The 17,989-nt window shown below is 72.5% G+C and carries 21 protein-coding genes; 16 read left to right on the forward strand and 5 right to left on the reverse strand.

Annotation, left to right across the window (positions count from 1 at the left end; translation table 11 throughout):
• The first annotated feature begins 38 nt into the window (after positions 1-38).
• From HNQ01_RS17785 to HNQ01_RS17805, 5 genes are read left to right on the forward strand one after another with little or no spacing between them, the layout of a single operon-like run.
• On the forward strand, positions 39-848 hold the full coding sequence (locus HNQ01_RS17785) for an enoyl-CoA hydratase-related protein (RefSeq protein WP_173806812.1): 810 nt from the start codon (positions 39-41) through the stop codon (positions 846-848).
• Entirely contained in the window at positions 845-2,410 is a 1,566-nt protein-coding gene (locus tag HNQ01_RS17790) for a 3-hydroxyacyl-CoA dehydrogenase (protein WP_173806814.1), read from the forward strand. Before HNQ01_RS17785 ends, HNQ01_RS17790 begins: the two co-directional genes overlap by 4 nt.
• Positions 2,407-2,847, forward strand: coding sequence for a MaoC family dehydratase (locus tag HNQ01_RS17795; protein ID WP_173806816.1), 441 nt, complete (start codon positions 2,407-2,409; stop codon positions 2,845-2,847). Before HNQ01_RS17790 ends, HNQ01_RS17795 begins: the two co-directional genes overlap by 4 nt.
• A 24-nt stretch (positions 2,848-2,871) precedes the next feature.
• The gene (gene pcaF / locus HNQ01_RS17800; protein ID WP_173806818.1) at positions 2,872-4,074 is read left to right on the forward strand and encodes a 3-oxoadipyl-CoA thiolase; all 1,203 of its coding nucleotides are present in this window, start codon (positions 2,872-2,874) and stop codon (positions 4,072-4,074) included.
• Positions 4,075-4,097: 23 nt separating this feature from the next.
• Complete coding sequence (locus tag HNQ01_RS17805; protein ID WP_173806820.1) at positions 4,098-4,502, forward strand: cupin domain-containing protein; 405 nt, start codon at positions 4,098-4,100, stop codon at positions 4,500-4,502.
• A gap of 15 nt (positions 4,503-4,517) precedes the next feature.
• Here HNQ01_RS17805 and HNQ01_RS17810 read toward each other — a convergent pair whose 3' ends face one another.
• The gene (locus HNQ01_RS17810; protein WP_173806822.1) at positions 4,518-5,000 is read right to left on the reverse strand and encodes a MarR family winged helix-turn-helix transcriptional regulator; all 483 of its coding nucleotides are present in this window, start codon (positions 4,998-5,000) and stop codon (positions 4,518-4,520) included.
• Positions 5,001-5,095: 95 nt separating this feature from the next.
• Here HNQ01_RS17810 and HNQ01_RS17815 point away from each other — a divergent pair, with 95 nt between their 5' ends.
• The 4 genes from HNQ01_RS17815 to HNQ01_RS17830 all read left to right on the forward strand — a co-directional run bounded on the left by HNQ01_RS17815 (position 5,096) and on the right by HNQ01_RS17830 (position 9,191).
• Entirely contained in the window at positions 5,096-6,334 is a 1,239-nt protein-coding gene (locus HNQ01_RS17815; RefSeq protein ID WP_173806823.1) for a 3-hydroxybenzoate 6-monooxygenase, read from the forward strand.
• 21 nt (positions 6,335-6,355) lie between these two features.
• Positions 6,356-7,426, forward strand: a complete 1,071-nt coding sequence (locus tag HNQ01_RS17820) for a cupin domain-containing protein (protein WP_434801523.1) — start codon at positions 6,356-6,358, stop codon at positions 7,424-7,426.
• A 65-nt stretch (positions 7,427-7,491) separates the two neighbouring features.
• A complete protein-coding gene (locus HNQ01_RS17825; protein WP_173806827.1) occupies positions 7,492-8,193 on the forward strand; it encodes a fumarylacetoacetate hydrolase family protein in 702 nt (233 codons plus the stop codon).
• 11 nt (positions 8,194-8,204) lie between these two features.
• On the forward strand, positions 8,205-9,191 hold the full coding sequence (locus HNQ01_RS17830; protein WP_173806829.1) for a Bug family tripartite tricarboxylate transporter substrate binding protein: 987 nt from the start codon (positions 8,205-8,207) through the stop codon (positions 9,189-9,191).
• A 21-nt stretch (positions 9,192-9,212) separates the two neighbouring features.
• Here HNQ01_RS17830 and HNQ01_RS17835 read toward each other — a convergent pair whose 3' ends face one another.
• The gene (locus HNQ01_RS17835; protein WP_173806831.1) at positions 9,213-10,097 is read right to left on the reverse strand and encodes an intradiol ring-cleavage dioxygenase; all 885 of its coding nucleotides are present in this window, start codon (positions 10,095-10,097) and stop codon (positions 9,213-9,215) included.
• Positions 10,098-10,160: 63 nt separating this feature from the next.
• On the reverse strand, positions 10,161-11,534 hold the full coding sequence (locus HNQ01_RS17840) for an MATE family efflux transporter (RefSeq protein ID WP_173806833.1): 1,374 nt from the start codon (positions 11,532-11,534) through the stop codon (positions 10,161-10,163).
• Positions 11,535-11,800: 266 nt separating this feature from the next.
• On the opposite strand from HNQ01_RS17840, the gene HNQ01_RS17845 reads away from it, so the two are divergent.
• The 6 genes from HNQ01_RS17845 (at position 11,801) to HNQ01_RS17870 (ending at position 16,222) form a co-directional block, all read left to right on the forward strand.
• The gene (locus HNQ01_RS17845; RefSeq protein WP_173806835.1) at positions 11,801-12,352 is read left to right on the forward strand and encodes a ferritin-like domain-containing protein; all 552 of its coding nucleotides are present in this window, start codon (positions 11,801-11,803) and stop codon (positions 12,350-12,352) included.
• 209 nt (positions 12,353-12,561) lie between these two features.
• Entirely contained in the window at positions 12,562-12,936 is a 375-nt protein-coding gene (locus HNQ01_RS17850) for a response regulator transcription factor (protein WP_173806837.1), read from the forward strand.
• Positions 12,937-12,940: 4 nt separating this feature from the next.
• A complete protein-coding gene (locus HNQ01_RS17855) occupies positions 12,941-14,383 on the forward strand; it encodes a CHASE3 domain-containing protein (RefSeq protein WP_173806839.1) in 1,443 nt (480 codons plus the stop codon).
• A 72-nt stretch (positions 14,384-14,455) separates the two neighbouring features.
• Positions 14,456-14,839 carry a hypothetical protein gene (locus HNQ01_RS17860; RefSeq protein WP_173806840.1) on the forward strand — a complete coding sequence of 128 codons (384 nt, stop codon included), beginning with the start codon at positions 14,456-14,458 and terminating at the stop codon, positions 14,837-14,839.
• Between the two features lie 14 nt (positions 14,840-14,853).
• Positions 14,854-15,480: a hypothetical protein gene (locus HNQ01_RS17865; RefSeq protein WP_173806842.1), complete on the forward strand. Its 627-nt coding sequence runs from the start codon at positions 14,854-14,856 to the stop codon at positions 15,478-15,480.
• Positions 15,481-15,484: 4 nt separating this feature from the next.
• Positions 15,485-16,222, forward strand: coding sequence for a YiaD family glycine zipper/OmpA-like lipoprotein (locus tag HNQ01_RS17870; protein ID WP_173806845.1), 738 nt, complete (start codon positions 15,485-15,487; stop codon positions 16,220-16,222).
• Between the two features lie 199 nt (positions 16,223-16,421).
• On the opposite strand, the gene HNQ01_RS17875 is transcribed toward HNQ01_RS17870, so the two are convergent.
• Positions 16,422-16,667, reverse strand: a complete 246-nt coding sequence (locus tag HNQ01_RS17875; protein WP_173806847.1) for a DUF2789 family protein — start codon at positions 16,665-16,667, stop codon at positions 16,422-16,424.
• 295 nt (positions 16,668-16,962) lie between these two features.
• On the opposite strand from HNQ01_RS17875, the gene HNQ01_RS17880 reads away from it, so the two are divergent.
• A complete protein-coding gene (locus HNQ01_RS17880; protein ID WP_173806849.1) occupies positions 16,963-17,139 on the forward strand; it encodes a hypothetical protein in 177 nt (58 codons plus the stop codon).
• Between the two features lie 186 nt (positions 17,140-17,325).
• On the opposite strand, the gene HNQ01_RS17885 is transcribed toward HNQ01_RS17880, so the two are convergent.
• Positions 17,326-17,958 (reverse strand): response regulator, encoded by a 633-nt coding sequence (locus tag HNQ01_RS17885; RefSeq protein WP_173806851.1) that lies wholly within the window; start codon positions 17,956-17,958, stop codon positions 17,326-17,328.
• Positions 17,959-17,989: the final 31 nt, after the last annotated feature.

Below are 17,989 nucleotides of genomic sequence, written 5' to 3' on the forward strand. Positions count from 1 at the left end.
CCCACGAGACCGATCCGGCCTCTGCCCAGGATGCCCCGATGCCCGACACGACTGCGCCGCCCCCGCCGACCCTGACCCTGAGCCGACCGCGCCCCGGCGTCGCGCAGGTCACGATGTCGCGCCCGGCGGTCTTCAATGCCTTCGACGAGCAGATGATCGCCGAGCTGGACGCGGCCTTCGCGCAGCTGGCCGAGGACGAGGGCGTGCGCGTCATCGTGCTGGCCGGCGAGGGCCGGCATTTCAGCGCTGGCGCCGACCTGCAGTGGATGCAGCGCGCCAGCACCGCCTCGCTCGACTGGAACGTCGCCGATGCGCGCCGGTTCGCCGGGATGCTGGCCCGCATCGAGGCCTGCCCGAAGCCGACCGTGGCGCGGGTGCAGGGCGCGGCGCTGGGGGGCGGCGTCGGCCTGGCCTGCGCCTGCGACCTCGCGGTCGCCGCCGACAACGCCAGCTTCGCGGTCAGCGAGGCCCGGTTCGGCATCCTGCCGGCGGTCATCGGCCCCTATGTGACCAACGCGGTCGGCAAGCGCCAGGCCCGGCGGCTGGCGCTGACGACCACCCGCATCGGCGCGGCCGAGGCGCTGGCCATCGGGCTGGTGCAGCAGGTGGTGGCGCCGGATGCGCTGGACGCGGCGGTGGACCGCGCGGTCGACGAGCTGCTGGCCGGCGGGCCTGGCGCGCAGCGCGAGATCAAGCAGCTCTTCGCGCAGCTCGAGGTCGGCCCGATCACGCCCGAGGTGCGCGAGCTCACCGCGCAGACCATCGCCCGGGTGCGCGGCACCGACGAGGCGCGCGAGGGCTTCGCCGCCTTCCTGGGCAAGCGCCCGCCGAACTGGATGCCGCAATGAGCGCTGCAAGCGATTCTTCCTTCCCGCCCTCGCTGCAGGGCGCGCCGCTGCTGGTGGTCGGTGCCGGCATCATGGGCGCCGGCATCGCGCAGGTGGCGGCGCAGGCCGGCCATCCGGTGTGGCTGCACGATGCGCGCGAAGGCGCCGCGGCCGAGGCCAAGGCCCGGCTCGCCGCGAGTCTGGACACGCTGGTCGCCAAGGGCCGGCTGAGCGCCGAGGCGGTCACGCAGACGCTCGCGCGCATCACGCCGGTCGGCGCGCTGGCCGAGGCGGCGGGCGCGCGGCTGGTGGTCGAGGCCATCGTCGAGAAGCTCGACGTGAAGCGTGCGCTGTTCCGCGAGCTGGAAGGCCTGGTCGCGCCCGACTGCGTGCTGGCGACCAACACCTCGTCGATCTCGGTGACCGCCATCGCCAACGGGCTGGCGCGCCCGGAGCGGCTGGTCGGCATGCACTTCTTCAACCCGGTGCCGCTGATGAAGCTGGTCGAGGTGGTCAGCGGCCTGCAGACCGCGCCGGCGGTGGCCGAGGCGATCTCTGCGCTGTCCGCCGCCTGGGGCAAGACGCCAGTGCACGCCAAGTCCACGCCCGGCTTCATCGTCAACCGCATCGCGCGGCCGTATTACGCCGAGACGCTGGCGCTGCTGCTGGAGCAGGCGGCCACACCGGCGGTGCTCGACGCCTGCCTGCGCGCGGCGGGCTTCCGCATGGGCCCGTGCGAGCTGATGGACCTGATCGGCCACGACACCAACTTCTCGGTGACGCAGTCGGTCTTCGAGGCCAACTTCTTCGACAAGCGCTTCATGCCCTCGCTGGTGCAGCGCGAGCTGGTCGACGGCGGCCTGCTCGGGCGCAAGTCGGGCCGCGGCTTCTACGTCTATCCGGACGAGGGCACGGCGCTGCCGGTGGCGGTCCACGGCGCGCCCGACACCGCCGGCGCCGTCACGGTGCATGGCCAGGGCCCGATCGCCGACGCGCTGGCGCAGGCCGCCACCGCCGCGCTGGCCGACCAGGGCTGGGGCCCGGCGCGCGTGACCGACAGCGGCTGGACCGGGCTGGAGATCGACGGCGCGCGGCTGATGCTGACCGACGGCCGCCCGGCCTCGCAGGTGGCGGCCGAGACCGGCTGCCGCGAGGTCGCGCTGTTCGACCGGCCGGTGCGGCTGCCGGTCGCGCCCGGCACTGCGCTGGCCTGGGCGCTGGCCGAGGGCGCCTCGCCCGCCTGGCGTGCGCAGGCGCCGGCCTGGCTGGCGGCGCTGGGCTTTGCGCCGCTGCCGCTGGCGGATGTGCCGGGCCTGGTGGTGGCGCGCACGCTGGCGATGCTGATCAACGAGGCCGCCGACGCGGTGCTGCAGGGCGTGTGCACGCCCGAGGGCGCGGACGCGGCGATGAAGCTCGGCGTCAACTATCCGGCCGGGCCCTTCGAGTGGCTGGCCGCCTGGCGGGCGTCCGAGGTGGTGGCGCTGCTGGACGCGCTCGACGCGCACCACCGCGGCGAGCGCTACCGCGTCAGCCCGTGGCTGCGCCGGCAGGTCTGGGCACGACAGACGGGAGATGCTGCATGAAGTTCGCCGAGTTCCATGTCGGCCAGGTCCTCGAGGCCGGGCCCCATGTGCTGACCCAGGACGAGCTGCTGCGCTTCGCGCGCGACTGGGATCCGCAGTGGTTCCATACCGATCCGGAGGCCGCCGACGCCGGGCCCTTCCAGGGCCTGATCGCCAGCGGCTGGCAGACCTGCGGCATCGCGATGCGGCTGATCGCCGACGCGGTGCTGGCGGGCTCCGAGTCCTATGCCTCGCCGGGGCTGGCCTACGTGAAGTGGCCGCATCCGGTGCGCCCGGGCGACGCGCTGAGCGTGCGCGCGACCGTGCTGCAGGTGCGCCGCTCGTCCAGCCAGCCGCACCTGGGCCTGCTGCGCTGGCGCTGGCAGCTCTTCAACCAGGCCGGCCGCGAGGTGCTCGACCTCGAGGCGACCAGCCTGTTCGACCTCAACCGATCCTGAGCGGCCTCCCGGCTGCGCTCCGCCATGACCCACGCCTACCTCTGCGACGCCATCCGCACCCCCTTCGGCCGCTATGGCGGCGCGCTCTCCAGCGTGCGCACCGACGACCTGGGCGCGATCCCGATCCGGGCGCTGATGGCGCGCCATCCCGCCGTCGACTGGGCCGCGGTCGACGACGTGCTCTACGGCTGCGCCAACCAGGCCGGCGAGGACAACCGCAACGTCGCGCGCATGTCGGCGCTGCTGGCCGGGCTGCCGGTGGAGGTGCCGGGCGCGACGATCAACCGGCTGTGCGGCTCGGGGCTGGACGCGGTGGGCTCGGCCGCGCGGGCGATCCGCGCCGGCGAGGCCGGGCTGATGATTGCCGGCGGCGTCGAGAGCATGAGCCGCGCGCCCTTCGTCATGCCCAAGGCGGAATCGGCCTTCAGCCGCAGCAACGCGGTCTACGACACGACGATCGGCTGGCGTTTCGTCAACCGGCTGATGAAGGCGCAGTACGGCGTGGACTCGATGCCGGAGACGGCCGAGAACGTCGCCGAGCAGTTCGGCATCGAGCGCGAGGCGCAGGACCGCATGGCGCTGCGCTCGCAGCAGAACGCGGTGCGCGCGCAGCAGGCGGGCTTCTTCGACGCGGAGATCTGTCCGGTCACGATCGCGCAGAAGAAGGGCGACCCGGTCGTCGTCGCGAAGGACGAGCATCCGCGCGACACCAGCCTGGAGTCGCTGGCGCGGCTCAAGGGCGTGGTGCGGCCGGAGGGCACGGTGACCGCGGGCAACGCCTCGGGCGTGAACGACGGGGCGTGTGCGCTGCTGCTGGCCAGCGAGGCGGCGGCCGCCCGCCACGGCCTGACGCCGCGCGCGCGGGTGGTGGGCATGGCCACCGCGGGGCTGGCGCCGCGCATCATGGGCTTCGGCCCGGCGCCGGCGGTGCGCAAGGTGCTGGCGCTCACCGGCCTGACGCTGGCGCAGATGGACGTGATCGAACTGAACGAGGCCTTCGCGGCGCAGGGCCTGGCGGTGCTGCGCGACCTGGGTCTGGCCGACGACGACGCGCGGGTCAATCCGAACGGCGGCGCCATCGCGCTGGGCCATCCGCTGGGCGCCAGCGGCGCGCGGCTGGTGACCACCGCGATGAACCAGCTGCACCGCATCCAGGGCCGCTACGCGCTGTGCACGATGTGCATCGGCGTGGGCCAGGGCATCGCGATGGTGATCGAGCGGGTGTGAGGCCGGCGGCATACTCGCCGCCCATGACTGCTCCCGCACCCGCCTGCCCTCCCGCCATCGTCCTGATCGACAACCACCCGGCCACCGCGCCGGCGGTGGATCACCCGCGCGTCGACCGGCGCCTGTCAGGCTGCCCGCGCCGCGAGACCTGGACCGCCTTCGAGGCGCCGCAGGGCGACCTGAGCGCCGGCGTCTGGACCTGCGAGCCGGGGCACTGGCGCATCGTCTTCCCGCCGCACAAGGACGAGTATTTCTTCGTGCTCGAGGGCCGGCTGCGGCTGCATGACGCCGCGCGCGGCACCGCCACCGAGGTGCAGGCCGGGCAGGGCGCGGTGATTCCGGGCGGCTTCGAGGGCTCGTTCGAGGTGATCGAGACGGTGCGCAAGCACTTCGTCGTCGTCGAGCGGCCGCTGCCGGCGGCGGCCTGAGCGCCGCGCACGGGGTCAGCCTGCGCCGGGCGTGTCCTCGACCGTGCGGTGGCCGGCGATCAGCACCGCCAGCATGCGCATGAATTCGCCCCGCTCGGTCTCGGGCAGCGGCGAGAGGATGCGCTGCTGCGCCTGCAGCATCGCCGGCACCAGCGCGGCCAGCAGCGCGCCGCCGGCCTCGGTCAGCGTCAGCAGCCGCACCCGGCGGTCCTGCGCCGAGGCGTTGCGCTGCATCAGTCCGCGCGCCTCCAGCCGGTCGATCACTCCGGCGATGGTCGAGGTGTCGAAGCCGATGGTGCGCGCCAGCGTGCGCTGGTCCATGCCGGGCTGGTGGCCCACCGCCTGCAGCGCCGCGTACTGCACCGGCGTCACGCCGAAGGCCTCGGTCTCCTGCATGAAGATCGCCACCGAGATCTGGTGCAGCCGCCGGATGTCATGGCCCGGCAGGCCGTCGAGCGTCAGCGGCGGCGACAGGAATGACGGGGCGGAATCGGACATCGGCTGAGGGTTTTCACGCGAACGGGAACACCGGATCCTAGCATTACACTGATCGTCAGCATGCTGATGATATGCGTGCTGACGAGGAGACTTCGATGGCTGAAACTCGTTCTTCCGGTGCAGACGCGCGCCAGGACACCGTGCTGGTGGCCGGCGGCGGCATCGGCGGGCTGGCGGCGGCGCTGGCGCTGACCCGGCGCGGCTTCCGGGTCACGGTGCTGGAGCAGGCCGCGGAGATCGGCGAGATCGGCGCCGGCATCCAGCTCGGGCCGAATGCCTTTGCCGCCTTCGATGCGCTGGGCGTCGGCCCGCAGGCGCGGGCGCGGGCGGTCTACACCGACTGCATGGTGATGCACGACGCGGTCGACGAGACGCTGGTCGGCCGCATTCCCACCGACGAGGCCTTCCGCGCGCGCTTCGGCAACCCCTATGCGGTCATCCACCGTGCCGACGTGCACCTCTCGCTGCTGGAGGGGGCGCAGGCCAGCGGCCGGGTCGACGTCCACACCTCGACCCGGGTCGAGCGGGTCGAGCAGGACGAGACCGGCGTGAGCGTGATCGCGCAGGACGGCCGCTGCTGGCGCGGCGTGGCGCTGATCGGCGCCGATGGCGTCAAGTCGGTGGTGCGCCAGCAGTTCGTGGGCGACGCGGCGCGGGTGACCGGCCATGTCGTCTACCGCGCGGTGGTCGACCGGGCCGACTTTCCCGAGGCACTGCGCTGGAACGCCGCCAGCATCTGGGTCGGGCCGAACTGCCATCTGGTGCATTACCCGCTGCGCGGCGGCGAGCAGTACAACGTCGTCGTCACCTTCCACAGCCGCGAGACCGAGCAGTGGGGCGTGCGCGAGGGCAGCAAGGAAGAGGTGCAGAGCTACTTCCAGGGCATCAGCCCGAAGGCACGCCAGCTCATCGACCTGCCGAAGTCCTGGAAGCGCTGGGCCACCGCCGACCGCGAGCCGATCGCGCAGTGGAGCTTCGGCCGCGTCACGCTGCTGGGCGACGCGGCGCACCCGACGACGCAGTACCTGGCGCAGGGCGCCTGCATGGCGATGGAGGACGCGGTGACGCTGGGCGAGGCGCTGCGCGAATGCGCCGACGGGAGCAGCACCGACTGGCCGCGCGCGCTCGACCTCTACCAGCGCGCCCGCGTCGCGCGCACCGCGCGCATCGTGCTCTCCAGCCGCGAGATGGGGCGCCTCTATCACGCCCGGGGCGTCGAGCGCCTGGTGCGCAACGACCTGTGGCGCGGCCGCTCGCCCGAGCGCTTCCAGGACGCGCTGGAATGGCTCTACGGCTGGAACGTCGGCAACTGCCTCGACGCCGCCCGCCGCTGAATGTCGCAGACCCCCGAGGAGATGCAGATGCAAGACGACGCCCCGCTCGGCCGGCTCGAGGACCTGCCGGCCGACTATGTGCAGGCGATGCGCGCGCGCAACCTGGTGCCGCTGTGGCCCAGCCTGCGCGCGGTGCTGCCGCCCAAGGTGCCGACCCGCCCGACGCAGGCGGTGCACTGGGCCTATGGCGACATCCGCCCGCTGCTGATGCGCGCCGGCGACCTGACCCCCATCGAGAAGGCCGAGCGCCGCGTGCTGGTGCTGGCCAATCCCGGCCACACGCTGGAGAAGATGCAGGCCAGCAGCGCGATCTACCTGGGCATGCAGCTGCTGCTGCCGGGCGAGTGGGCGCCGTCGCACCGCCACACGCCCAACGCGGTGCGCATGGTGGTCGAAGGCGAGGGCGCCTGGACCACGGTCGACGGCGAGAAATGCCCGATGTCGCGCGGCGACCTGATCCTGACGCCCACCGGCCTGTGGCACGAGCACGGCCACGACGGCGACGCGCCGGTGGTCTGGCTCGACGTGCTGGACCTGCCGCTGGTGCATTACCTGGAGGCCAGCTACCACCTCAACGGCGAGCGCCAGAAGCAGCGGCCCGGCCGCGGCGACCGCGCCCACACCCGCGCCGGCCTGGTGCCGACGCCGGTCTTCGGGGGCGACGGCCCCGGCCGCCGGCGCTATCCGGTGCTGCGCTACCCCTGGGTCGAGGCGCGCGCGGCGCTGCAGGCGCTGGCCGAGGACCGACCGGAGCAGGAGGCGGTGCAGCTCACCTACGTCAACCCCGAGACCGGCGAGGACGCCGAGAACATTCTCGGCTTCCACGCGCTGATGCTGCGTCCGGGCCAGACGCTGCGGCTGCCGCCGCGCTCGCCGGCCAGCGTCTTCCACCTGATCGAGGGCGCGGTCGAGGCCGGGATCGACGCGCCGCAGCCGCGCCGCTTCGCGCTGGCCGAGGCCGACACCTGCGTCGCGCCGGGCTTCAGCGCGGTCACGCTGCGCAACGCCCGCCCCGACGCGCCCGCCTTCGTCTTCATCGCCGACGAGTCGCCGCTGCACCGCAAGCTCGGCCTGCTCGAGCAGCGGGACTAGGCTGCGACCGGATCCTCCATCTCTCGCCCTTCGCTTCTTCTCTCCCACCCCGCACCGCCACCGCCATGACGACCTACCTCTGGAACCCGCCCCCCGTCGCCTCGCTGCCCGTGCGCGGCACCGACGCCCGCCTGCCGGTCCACCGCATCTTCTGCGTCGGCCGCAACTACGCCGCCCATGCGATCGAGATGGGCCGCCCGGTCGACAAGTCGGTCGAGGTGCCGTTCTATTTCACCAAGTCGCCCTCGACGCTGGTGGAGAGCGGCGCGACCATCGCCTACCCGCCGCGCACCGCCAACTACCACCACGAGATGGAGCTGGTGGTGGTGATCGGCAAGCCCGGCTTCCGGGTCGCCGAGGCCGATGCGGCCGCGCTGATCTGGGGCTATGCCTGCGGCCTGGACATGACCCGCCGCGACCTGCAGCTCGCCCTGCGCGACAAGGGCCGCCCCTGGGACATCGCCAAGGACATCGAGAACGGCGCGGTCATCTCCGAGCTGGTGCCGATGCCCGGCGTGGTCATCGCCTCCGGCGAGATCGCGTTGGAGGTCAACGGCCAGACGCGCCAGAAGTCCGACGTCGACAAGCTGATCTGGAACATTCCCGAGCTGATCGCCGACCTGTCGACGCTCTACCACCTGCAGCCCGGCGACCTGATCTACACCGGCACGCCCGAGGGCGTCGGTGCGGTGGTGGCGGGCGACGTCATCACCGGCCGGGTGGCGGGCGTGGGCGAGATCGCGCTGACGATCGGCGCGGCCGAGTGAGGGCGCCTGAGATGAAGCGAAAGACCTTTCTCGCCGCGGCCCTGATCGGCGCCGCCGCGGCCGCCCACCTGCCGGCGCAGGCGCAGAGCGCGGTCGACTTCCCGCACAAGCCGGTGACGCTGTTCACTGCCTTCGCACCCGGCAGCGGCCCGGACGCGACGCTGCGCCTGGTGGCCGACAAGCTGGGCCGGCTCTGGAACCAGCGCGTCATGGTGGAGAACCGCCCCGGCGGCGGCGGCTTCATCGCGATGGAGGCGGCGCGCCGCACCGCCGCCGACGGCTACACGCTGCTGCAGCTCGACAGCGACCACCTGGGCGCGGTGCCGCACCTGTACAAGCAGCGCGGCGCCGCGGCGGTCGGCGCCTTCGAGCCGGTGGCGTCGATCTTCCGCACCACCTTCCTGGTCGCGGTCGGCACCGACTCGAAGCTGAAGACGATGACCGACCTGATCGCCGCGGCCAGGGCCGAGCCGGGCCGCGTCACCTACGGCTCCTGGGGCGTGGGCAGCCCCGGCCATCTCGGCGCCGAGCTGCTCGAGGATCTGACCGGCATCCGCATGCAGCATGTGCCCTTCCGCGAGGTCAGCCAGCTCTATCCGGCGGTCGGCTCCGGCGACGTGGCCTGGAGCCTGGGCACGCTGCCCTCGAGCTCCGGCGCCTACAAGGCCGGCAAGCTGCGCTACATCGCGGTGGCCGCGACGAAGCGCCTGCCGCAGATGCCCGACGTGCCCACCGCGCAGGAGGCCGGCGCCCCCGCGGGCTTCGACGTCAACGCCTTCGTCGTGCTGGTCGCGCCCAAGGGGCTGCCCGCGCCGGTGCGCGCGAAGATCAACGCCGACATGGGCCGCGTGCTGGCCGACCCGGAGATCAGGGCGCGCTTCGACACCTTCGCCTTCGAGCCGATCAGCTGGTCGCCCGAGGAGATCGCGCGCGCCGCCGAGGCCAAGTCCAGGGTCTACGAGGGGCTGGTGAAGAAGGCGAACATCAGTCTGGAGTGAGCGCGGTGCGTGTGGCGCCGGTCATACGCCCACGGTCAGCGTCGCGGCAAGGCCGTTCGTCACATCGCCCGTCACCGTCGCCATCTGCGTCGAGTAGCCGTCGCTGAAGATGTTGTCGCTGGCCAGCGTGATCGCGTTCAGGTTGGTCACGCTGCTGGTGTAGCCGCTGGCGCCGGTGTAGACGCTGCGGCAGACCGACTCGGGCAGCGCCAGCTGCGAGGTGCGCACGTCGCTGTTGCCGCTGGTGGCGGTGGACAGGCTCGAGAAGACCTCGAAGTGGATGTGCGGCCAGCGCCCGCTGTAGCAGCCGGGGAAGATCGTGGTGAAGGTGAGCTCGCCGCTGGCGTCGCTCACCTGCACGCCGCGCAGGTAGTTCTGCGCCGTCACGCCCGAGGAATACAGCGAGTAGCCGCCGTCGCGGGTGCAGTGCCACAGGTAGACCGCGTAGCCCTCGAGGCTGGCGCAGGCGGCCGAGACGCTGACCAGCTTCAGCGTGACGGTCAGTGGTACGCCGGCGGCGGTGCCGCTCATCGTGCCGAAGCTCGAGCGGATGTCGCTGCGCACGATGCCGCTCTGCGTCAGCACGTTGACCACGCCGCTGCTGTTGGAGTTGGTGCCGTCGCCGGGGTAGGGGCCTGCCGTCTCGGACGGAATGCTCGAGCACGAACTCACCGTGCTGCCCGAGCCCGAGGAGGTCGTGCCCGACGCGGTGGAGGTCGACGAGGACGTGCTGCTGCCGGTGCTGTCGCTGCTGCCGCCCCCGCCGCAGCCCAGCAGCGGCAGGGTGCCGGCGGCCAGGCCGCCGAGCAGGCGCAGCGCGCGCCGGCGCGGTGCGGGCATCAGCCCGAGGCGGGCGAGATCGTGGCGCAGGCCGTGGCCGGGGTCGGAGTCGTGAGCGTCGTTCATGACGCCGATTCTTCGGCGGGCGTGTTGCTCCTGCGTCAAGCGGGTGTTTCGATCCAGGCCACTTCAGAAACGGGTCTCGGCGCCGGGCGTGCGCATGCGCACCAGGATCTCGCGGGCGTGGCGCACCCAGCCGTGCGTCTCCCAGCGGTGCAGCATGATCAGGCTGCGGATGCACTCGTCGGCGGCATAGGCGGCGAAGATGCCCGGCAGGCCGAACATCCGCCCCAGCACCACCGAGCCGACGCCCAGCACCAGCACCAGCGAGGCCATGCTGGCCAGCGTCGGGTAGATCGCGTCGCCGGTGGCGCGCAGCGCGCCCAGCACCACCATGTTGGCCACCCGGCCGGTCTCTAGCGCGCAGGCGATCCACAGCAGCGTCTGCGCCGAGGCGATCACCGCCGGGTCGCGGGTGAAGGCGCGCATCAGCCACGGTGCGGTCGCTGCGGCCAGCAGCGCCAGCGAGCCCGAGGCCAGCACGCCGTTGCGCAGGCCCTTGCGCACCAGCTGGTGCGCGGTGCGGAACTCGCCCGCGCCGACGAGGTGGCCGACCATGATCTCGCAGGCCCAGCCGATCGACATGCTGATCAGCAGCACGTACTTCAGCACCTGCAGCACATAGGCCTGGGTCGCCAGCTCGGCCACGCCCAGCCGCGCGGCGGCGGCCAGCGACATCATGAAGGCGAAGCGGTAGACCATTTCCAGCGAGGCGCCCGGCCCGCCGATGCGCAGCACCGGCCACAGCGCCCGCGGCGGGCAGGCCCACCAGTCGCGCCGCTGCGGCACCAGCTGCAGGCGCTGGCGCCAGAAGTGCAGGTGCATCGCCAGCCCGACTGCGCGGCTGACGGTCAGGCCGATCGCATAGCCGGCCAGGCCCAGGCCGTCCCAGCTTCCGACGCCGCGCATCAGCACGAAGGCCAGCAGCAGGTGCACGCCGTGCATCACCATCATGACGATGAGCGTCTCGCGGGCGTGCAGGTGCGCGCGCAGCGTCGCGGCCATCGTCAGGTTGAAGGCCTCGAGCAGCAGCGCCAGCGCCAGCATCTGCAGATAGGGCCCGGCGAGCTGCGCCACCGCCGCCGGCGCGTTGAGCAGGCCCAGCACCGCGTCGCTGCCGAACAGCACCACGCCGGCGGCGATCAGCCCGGCCCAGGTGCTCGCGCCCAGGCCGACCAGCGCGGTGGTGCCGGCCGCCAGCGGCCGCTGCGCGCCCAGCGCCTGCGTGACCCCGGCGCCGACGCCGATCGCCAGCACGCGGAACAGCACGAACAGCGTCTCGAGCACCTGCTGCGACAGCCCGAAGGCGCCGGCGGCCGCGTCCGACTCGTTCGAGGCCAGCCACAGGCCGGCCATCGCCACCGTCATGCCGATCAGGAACTCGCCCAGGATCGGGCCGGCGATGCGGTTGAGCCGCGGGCGGGGGGAGGAGGGCGACGACATCGGGAGGCGGCTCGTGGACGTGCAGGATGGGAACGATTTCGGAATCGGTTCCAGATTCTGGACTTCCGGGGCCCGGATCGGCCAGTCCGGGCATTCCCGCGACGGGTCTTTCCGGGCTTTCCGACCGTTCTGCACCCCGGCGTGTCGACCGGCCTGTCGTCCTACAGCGGCCACCGGCCGAGGCCGATGCCGCCCCCGGTGTCGCCGACCTACAGTGAGCCCATCCCGGACCGTGTCCGACCGCCCGAACCCCGAAGGAAGCCGCCATGCCTGCCAAGACCTCGTCCGCCCCCGCCGCCGACACCCTGCGCCTCGACGAGGGCGCGATCGACCGGGCCCGCTCGTCGCTCGACGACGGTGCGGTCACGCCCAGCCTGGGGCCGTGGAGCGAGCAGATCGTCGCGCTGCTGAACGACGCGCTGGCCACCGAGCTGGTCTGCGTGCTGCGCTACAAGCGCCACCACTTCACCGCCCACGGCCTGGCCTCGCCGAAGATCGCCGAGGAGTTCATGGTGCATGCGCAGGAAGAGGCCGGCCACGCCGACCGCCTGGCCGAGCGCATCGTGCAGCTCGGCGGCAAGCCGGACTTCCACCCGACCAAGCTGCTCCATCGCAGCCACGCCGACTACGACGAGTCCGACGACCTGAAGGCGATGGTGCGCGCCAACCTGGTGGCCGAGCGGGTCGCGGTCGAGAGCTACCGCCAGATGATCGCGCTGGTCGCGGACAAGGATCCGACGACGCGCCGCCTGCTCGAGGACATTCTCGGCGACGAGGAGGAGCATGCCGACGAGCTGGCCGACATGCTCGAGGGCTGAGCCGGGAGACGAACCGACTGTTTTGATCCCGGAATGACACGCACGGTTCGCGCCGCCGCTGTAGGCCTGCTCCTACAGCCAGCGCCAGGGGCAGGCGCTATGCTGTGCCGAACCGTGACAGTGCGCAGCCGACCTCATGTTGGGAAGAGGTCGGTCCGGCGCTGGAGCGGACCATGATTGCATCTTCGACATCAACACAACACTTCGACATGAGGACCCTGTCCTGCTTCATCGTCGAGGACAGCCCCGTGATCCGCGACAACCTGATCGAGACCCTCGAAGAGATGGTGCCGGTCCGCGTCTGCGGCACGGCCGAGAGCGAGAGCGATGCGCTTGACGCGCTGCGCCGGCAGTCCCCGCGGCCCGATCTGGTCATCATCGACATCTTCCTGAAGGCCGGCTCCGGCCTGGGCGTGCTGCAGGCGGCACGCCAGCACCGCTACGGCCGCCATCTGGTCGTGCTGAGCAACTACGCCACCCCCGAGATGCGCCGGCGCTGCGCCGAGCTCGGGGCCGACCGGGTCTTCGACAAGTCCAGCGAACTCGAGGAGCTGATCGGCTACTGCGAGACGCTGGACCCTTGAGCCGATGCGGCTGCGCGAGCAGGTCTCGTCCCTGATGGCCTGGCTGCGCGAGCGCGGCCTGGTGATGCCGCTGGCCATCGTGGCCGCGGTGCTGATGCTGACGGTAACCGAGGGCGGCTACCAGCGCACCCGCGCGTCGCTCGAGGCTGCGACCGAAGCGGCCCAGGCGCGGCTGGCGCTCTACCGCCTGCTCGGCCTGGTCACGCGGGCCGAATCGGCCAAGCGCGGCTACCTGCTGTCGAGCCGGCGCGAGTACCTGCAGCCCTACATCGAGGCGGTGCGCGACATCGAGAGCGAGATCAGTGCGCTGCAGCGGCGCATGAACTCCTCCGGCCTGCATGAGGAGCCCGAGCTGTCGGCCATCGAGCAGGAGCTGATCGAGCGCCTGCGCATGAAGATGGACGAGATGCACGAGGTGCTGGTGCGCTTCGACCGCCAGGACGTGCGCGGCGCGATGGACCTGATGCTGACCGACATCGGCCTGCGCAACATGGAGCAGATCCGCGCGCTGGCCGACCAGCTGATCGAGCGCAGCAACCAGCGCATCGCCCAGCGGGTGGGGCGCATGTACGACGCGATGCTGTTCCTGCGCCTGGGCATCCTGGCGCTGGTGATCGCCAGCCTGCTGGCGCTGGCGCAGTACATGCGCCAGAGCCGCGCGCTGGCGGCACAGCGTGCCGAGCAGCAGCGCGTGGTGCAGGCCGAGCGCGACCTGCTCGAGATCGAGGTGCGCCGGCGCACCGCCGACCTGCTCGATCTGTCCTGGCATCTGCAGCACGCCCGCGAGGACGAGCGCAGCCGGCTCGCGCGCGAGCTGCACGACGAGCTCGGCGCGCTGCTGACCGCCGCCAAGCTCGATGCCGCCCGCATCCGCCCGAAGCTGGCCGACGCGCCGCCGGAGGTGCACGAGCGCCTGAAGCACCTGACGCAGACGCTCAACAGCGGCATCGCGCTCAAGCGCCGCATCATCGAGGACCTGCGGCCGTCCTCGCTGTCCAACCTCGGGCTGCTGCCGGCGCTGGAGATCCTGGGCCACGAGTTTGCGGAGAGCGCGGGCCTGGAGGTGCGGATGATGCTGTCGCCGGGTCTGGTGCTCGACGCCGGCGCGCAGCTGACCGCCTACCGGATGATGCAGGAGGCGCTGACCAACGTCGCCAAGTACGCGCACGCGAAGTCGGTCGAGGTCGAACTGGTCGCCGACGGTCCGATGGCGCGGCTGACGGTGCAGGACGACGGCATCGGCTTCGATGCCGCCCAGGTCGGCGGCCGCAGCTCGCACGGGCTGACCGGCATGCGCTACCGCGTCGAGAGCGAGGGCGGTCTGTTCGAGCTCGATGCCGCGCCAGGGCGGGGCACCCGGCTGGTGGCCTGGCTGCCACGGCGCGATCCGGAGGTGGCGGCTCCGGCCTCGATGACGCCGCCGCCGCTGCCGCCCGCGGCGACGTAGTCACCGTCCTACAGCGGCGCGGCGGCTGTGCCGCTGGCGGGGCGCCGCGGCGCGTCCTACGCTGGACGCACCATGTTCCATCCCCTGCTCAAGCTGCTGGCGCGGCGGCCCGACCTGCTCGCCGACCACCTCGACGCCTACGCGGACCTGGCCTCCGCGCAGGTGCGTGCGACCCGACGCGCGCTGGCCACCCGCGCGCTGCTGGCGGCGCTGGCCGGCCTGGGTGCGCTGCTGGCGCTGCTGCTGGCCGGCATGGCGCTGCTGCTGTGGGCGGCGCTGTCGCCCGAGCTGCTGGCGCGGCCCTGGACGCTGCTGCTGATTCCGGCGCTGCCGGCGCTGCTGGCGCTGGGCGCGGCCTGGGCGCTGCGCTCGAGCGCGCCGCTGGCCGGCTTCGGCCCGCTGCGCGAGCAGTTCTCGCGCGACGCGCAGATGCTGCACGACGCCTCCCGACCCTGAAAGGACACCGCACGATGCCTGATCCGGACCTGCGCCGGGCGCGCGAGCGCCTGGACGCTTCCCGCGAGCGCCTGCTTGCGCACATGCGTGGCGAGGCCGATCCTGCCGATGCCGCGGCCCGGCCGGCGGTGGCCGAGGACGAACGGCTGGAGCACGCGGCGGCGGCCGACGCCGCGCGCGATCGGCTCGGCCTGCTCGCGGCGCTGCGCCAGCGCGTCGAGGCCCATCCGGTCGGCGCGGTGCTGCTCGACACCGGGCAGCTCTGGTGGGAGCGCCATCCGGCGCGTGCGGTGCTGCTGCGGGCCCGCGGCCGGATCGACCGCAGGACCGCGCCCTTCGTGCGCCGCCATCCCGTCGTCGCGGTGACGCTGGCGGCGGCCGCCGGCGGCGCGCTGGCGGCGCTGCGGCCGTGGCAGGACGCGCGGGTGCTCAGGCTCTGGCGGCCGGTGCAGAGCCACCTGGGCGGCTGGCTGCGCGCGCAGTTCCCGATGCAGACGCTGATCCACGCCGCGGTCACCGCGCTGGCCACGCGGGCGATGAGCCCGTCGGCGCAGGACACCGCCGAGGCCGCTGTCGGCGTCGTCCGACAGGAACAGGCGGGGGTGGCCGATGTCGCGCAGGAATCCTTCGCGCGACCATGAGGCCATGAAGAACCTCCTCCTGACTTCCTCCCCGCCGTCGCCGGTCTCGTCCTCCGGTGTCCGTCCTTCCTCGTGGCGCCCGCTGTCGCGGCTGCGGGCCGGCTCCGGCCTGGTGGTGCTGTCGCTGGCCGTGCTGGCCGCCGGCTGCTCGACGCCGGTGAGCGAGCGCCAGCGCGGCACCGCGATCGGCGCCGGGGTCGGTGCCGGCGTCGGCGCGGTGATCGGCTCGGTCACCGGCGGGAAGGCCGGGCAGAGCGCGGTCATCGGCGGTGTGGTCGGCGCGGTGGCCGGCAACCTGTGGTCCAAGCGGATGGAAGAGCGCCAGAAGGCGCTCGAGCAGGCTACGCAGGGCACCGCAGTGCAGGTCGCGCGCACGGCGGACAACCGCATCCGCGTCAACATTCCCAGCGACTTCTCCTTCGACGTCGGCCGCTCGGCGATCAAGCCGCAGATGCGCCCGGTGCTCGACGAGCTGGCGCGCAACACCGACGCCGCGCTGCGCATGAACGTCATCGGCTACACCGACTCGACCGGCAGCGACGCGGTGAACCGCCCGCTGTCGCTGGACCGGGCCGAATCGGTGCGCGACTACCTGGTCGGCCGCGGCGTGGCGTCCTCGCGCATCGGCGTCGACGGCCGCGGCGCCAGCGATCCGGTCGCCGGCAACGACAGCGAGTCCGGCCGCGCGATGAACCGCCGCGTCGAGATCTATCTCTCCGAGCCCGCCCAGGCCGGCGGCTGATCGTCGTCTCCTTGCGCTGCCCGTCGGCCCGCCTCGTGCGGGCCTTGCTTCGTTCGCCGCCGTTCGCCATTCACCCTTCGCGGCCGGCGGCGAGCGGCAAAAAAAGAGCCACCGCGAAGGTGGCTCGAAGAGGCTGTGACAGCACCCGTGACAGAAAGAGAGACAAGAGAGACAGGCAGAGAGCAGGGGGAGGAGCGGATCAGTGCGTCGGCAGCTCCGGCGCGTCGCGCAGCCGCGCGTCGAGGCGGTCGATCAGGATCGCCCAGTCGGCGTCACGCGCCAGCTCGGTGGCCAGGAAGGCCTTCTGGGCGTCGCTCCAGAAGGGCGCTTCCTCGAGCGCGACCTCCGGGGCCAGCGGCGCATGGCGGCGCACGAACTCGTCGGGCGTCTCGTCCAGGCCGAGCTGGGCGAACAGCTCGGGCAGCGTGCGGAGATGGTTCTGCATCATTCGGGGGACTCCTTGGCGCCGTGGCAGGCGCCTCATCGTCTGGGGATGTCTGCAGTGTGCGGCGACCGCGGCGCCGGCGGCATCGGCGCCGGCCGCGCCCGGCTGTCGGCCCAGTCCTACGGCAGCGGGCCGGGCCGCCCCTGTCGGACGTGTCCTACGCCGGGCCGGCATGGCCGCCGATGGGTCGACCGGATCCGCGTCGACACAATGACCCCAACGCCCATCGATTCCGATTCCCCCAGCAAGCCACCGTGACAGCGCCCGAGACGCCGGGCAGGAAGGAGCCGCCGAAATGAATGCCGACGCCCGCCACGAACTGCCCTCCGGCGACCTGCCCGACGATCTGCCCTCGGTGTCGGACATGCGCCGCGATGCCGGCTGCGAGATCGGCTACGAGGCCGCGCTGCCCTTCCTGGCGATGCACGAATCGCCGACGGCGCCGCTGCTCGACGGCTGGTTCCTGGCCTGAGTCCTGGCCTGAGGCCCGAACGAGGCGGCCGCGTCCCGCTCCGCTCCGGCCTCCCCCCTCTTTCCTTGACCTCCTCGAATCCCATTCACCCAGGGAGTCGGGCCGGCACGTCTCCCCTGTCGTGCCGGCCCTTTTTTTCGTCGCGCGGGCCGGCGCCCGGACGCGTCCGGACATGCGCCCAGGCGTTCAGACGATCAGGCCGTTCTTCAGCGCGTAGTAGGTCAGGTCGCTGTTGGACTCGAGCTTCATCTTCTCCATCACGCGCGTGCGGTAGGTGCTGACGGTCTTGACGCTCAGCGACATGCTGTCGGCCATGTTGCCGATGGTCTCGCCCTTGGCCAGGCGCAGGAAGACCTGGAACTCGCGCTCGGAGAGCTGCTCGTGCGGCAGCTTGTCGGGATTGCCGCCCAGGCTGTCGGCCAGCAGCTCGGCCACCGGCGCGGTGATGTACTTGCGGCCGCGGTAGACGGTGCGGATCGCCTTGACGATCTCCTCCGGGTCGCATTCCTTGTTGAGGTAGCCGCTGGCGCCCTGGCGCAGCAGCGTGGTGGCGTAGTGCGTTTCCGGGAAGCCGCTGAGGATCAGCACCGGCAGCTCCGGCGCACGCGCGCGGATCGCGGCCAGCGCGTCGACGCCGCCGTGCTCGGGCATCGACAGGTCCATGACCATGACGTCGACCTCGCCGCGGCGCACCAGATCGACCGCTTCGCGGCCGTTGGCGGCCTCGCCGGTCACGCGCAGGTCGACCTGCTCGGAAAAGAACTGCCTCAGTCCGGCGCGGACGATGGCGTGGTCGTCGACGATGGCGACACGGATCATGGGGGGCTCCTGGTGGATGCGCTGCCGCGCG

Source organism: Sphaerotilus uruguayifluvii (assembly GCF_013294065.1).
Taxonomy (GTDB): Bacteria; Pseudomonadota; Gammaproteobacteria; order Burkholderiales; family Burkholderiaceae_C; genus Sphaerotilus; species Sphaerotilus uruguayifluvii.

Excerpts from the sequence above, each read along its gene's own strand:
- HNQ01_RS17785 (WP_173806812.1), top strand. The coding sequence starts at position 39 with ATGCCCGACACGACTGCGCCGCCCCCGCCGACCCTGACCCTGAGCCGA.
- HNQ01_RS17790 (WP_173806814.1), top strand. The coding sequence starts at position 845 with ATGAGCGCTGCAAGCGATTCTTCCTTCCCGCCCTCGCTGCAGGGCGCG.
- HNQ01_RS17795 (WP_173806816.1), top strand. The coding sequence starts at position 2,407 with ATGAAGTTCGCCGAGTTCCATGTCGGCCAGGTCCTCGAGGCCGGGCCC.
- pcaF (WP_173806818.1), top strand. The coding sequence starts at position 2,872 with ATGACCCACGCCTACCTCTGCGACGCCATCCGCACCCCCTTCGGCCGC.
- HNQ01_RS17805 (WP_173806820.1), top strand. The coding sequence starts at position 4,098 with ATGACTGCTCCCGCACCCGCCTGCCCTCCCGCCATCGTCCTGATCGAC.
- HNQ01_RS17810 (WP_173806822.1), bottom strand. The coding sequence starts at position 5,000 with ATGTCCGATTCCGCCCCGTCATTCCTGTCGCCGCCGCTGACGCTCGAC.
- HNQ01_RS17815 (WP_173806823.1), top strand. The coding sequence starts at position 5,096 with ATGGCTGAAACTCGTTCTTCCGGTGCAGACGCGCGCCAGGACACCGTG.
- HNQ01_RS17820 (WP_434801523.1), top strand. The coding sequence starts at position 6,356 with ATGCAGATGCAAGACGACGCCCCGCTCGGCCGGCTCGAGGACCTGCCG.
- HNQ01_RS17825 (WP_173806827.1), top strand. The coding sequence starts at position 7,492 with ATGACGACCTACCTCTGGAACCCGCCCCCCGTCGCCTCGCTGCCCGTG.
- HNQ01_RS17830 (WP_173806829.1), top strand. The coding sequence starts at position 8,205 with ATGAAGCGAAAGACCTTTCTCGCCGCGGCCCTGATCGGCGCCGCCGCG.
- HNQ01_RS17835 (WP_173806831.1), bottom strand. The coding sequence starts at position 10,097 with ATGAACGACGCTCACGACTCCGACCCCGGCCACGGCCTGCGCCACGAT.
- HNQ01_RS17840 (WP_173806833.1), bottom strand. The coding sequence starts at position 11,534 with ATGTCGTCGCCCTCCTCCCCCCGCCCGCGGCTCAACCGCATCGCCGGC.
- HNQ01_RS17845 (WP_173806835.1), top strand. The coding sequence starts at position 11,801 with ATGCCTGCCAAGACCTCGTCCGCCCCCGCCGCCGACACCCTGCGCCTC.
- HNQ01_RS17850 (WP_173806837.1), top strand. The coding sequence starts at position 12,562 with ATGAGGACCCTGTCCTGCTTCATCGTCGAGGACAGCCCCGTGATCCGC.
- HNQ01_RS17855 (WP_173806839.1), top strand. The coding sequence starts at position 12,941 with ATGCGGCTGCGCGAGCAGGTCTCGTCCCTGATGGCCTGGCTGCGCGAG.
- HNQ01_RS17860 (WP_173806840.1), top strand. The coding sequence starts at position 14,456 with ATGTTCCATCCCCTGCTCAAGCTGCTGGCGCGGCGGCCCGACCTGCTC.
- HNQ01_RS17865 (WP_173806842.1), top strand. The coding sequence starts at position 14,854 with ATGCCTGATCCGGACCTGCGCCGGGCGCGCGAGCGCCTGGACGCTTCC.
- HNQ01_RS17870 (WP_173806845.1), top strand. The coding sequence starts at position 15,485 with ATGAAGAACCTCCTCCTGACTTCCTCCCCGCCGTCGCCGGTCTCGTCC.
- HNQ01_RS17875 (WP_173806847.1), bottom strand. The coding sequence starts at position 16,667 with ATGCAGAACCATCTCCGCACGCTGCCCGAGCTGTTCGCCCAGCTCGGC.
- HNQ01_RS17880 (WP_173806849.1), top strand. The coding sequence starts at position 16,963 with ATGAATGCCGACGCCCGCCACGAACTGCCCTCCGGCGACCTGCCCGAC.
- HNQ01_RS17885 (WP_173806851.1), bottom strand. The coding sequence starts at position 17,958 with ATGATCCGTGTCGCCATCGTCGACGACCACGCCATCGTCCGCGCCGGA.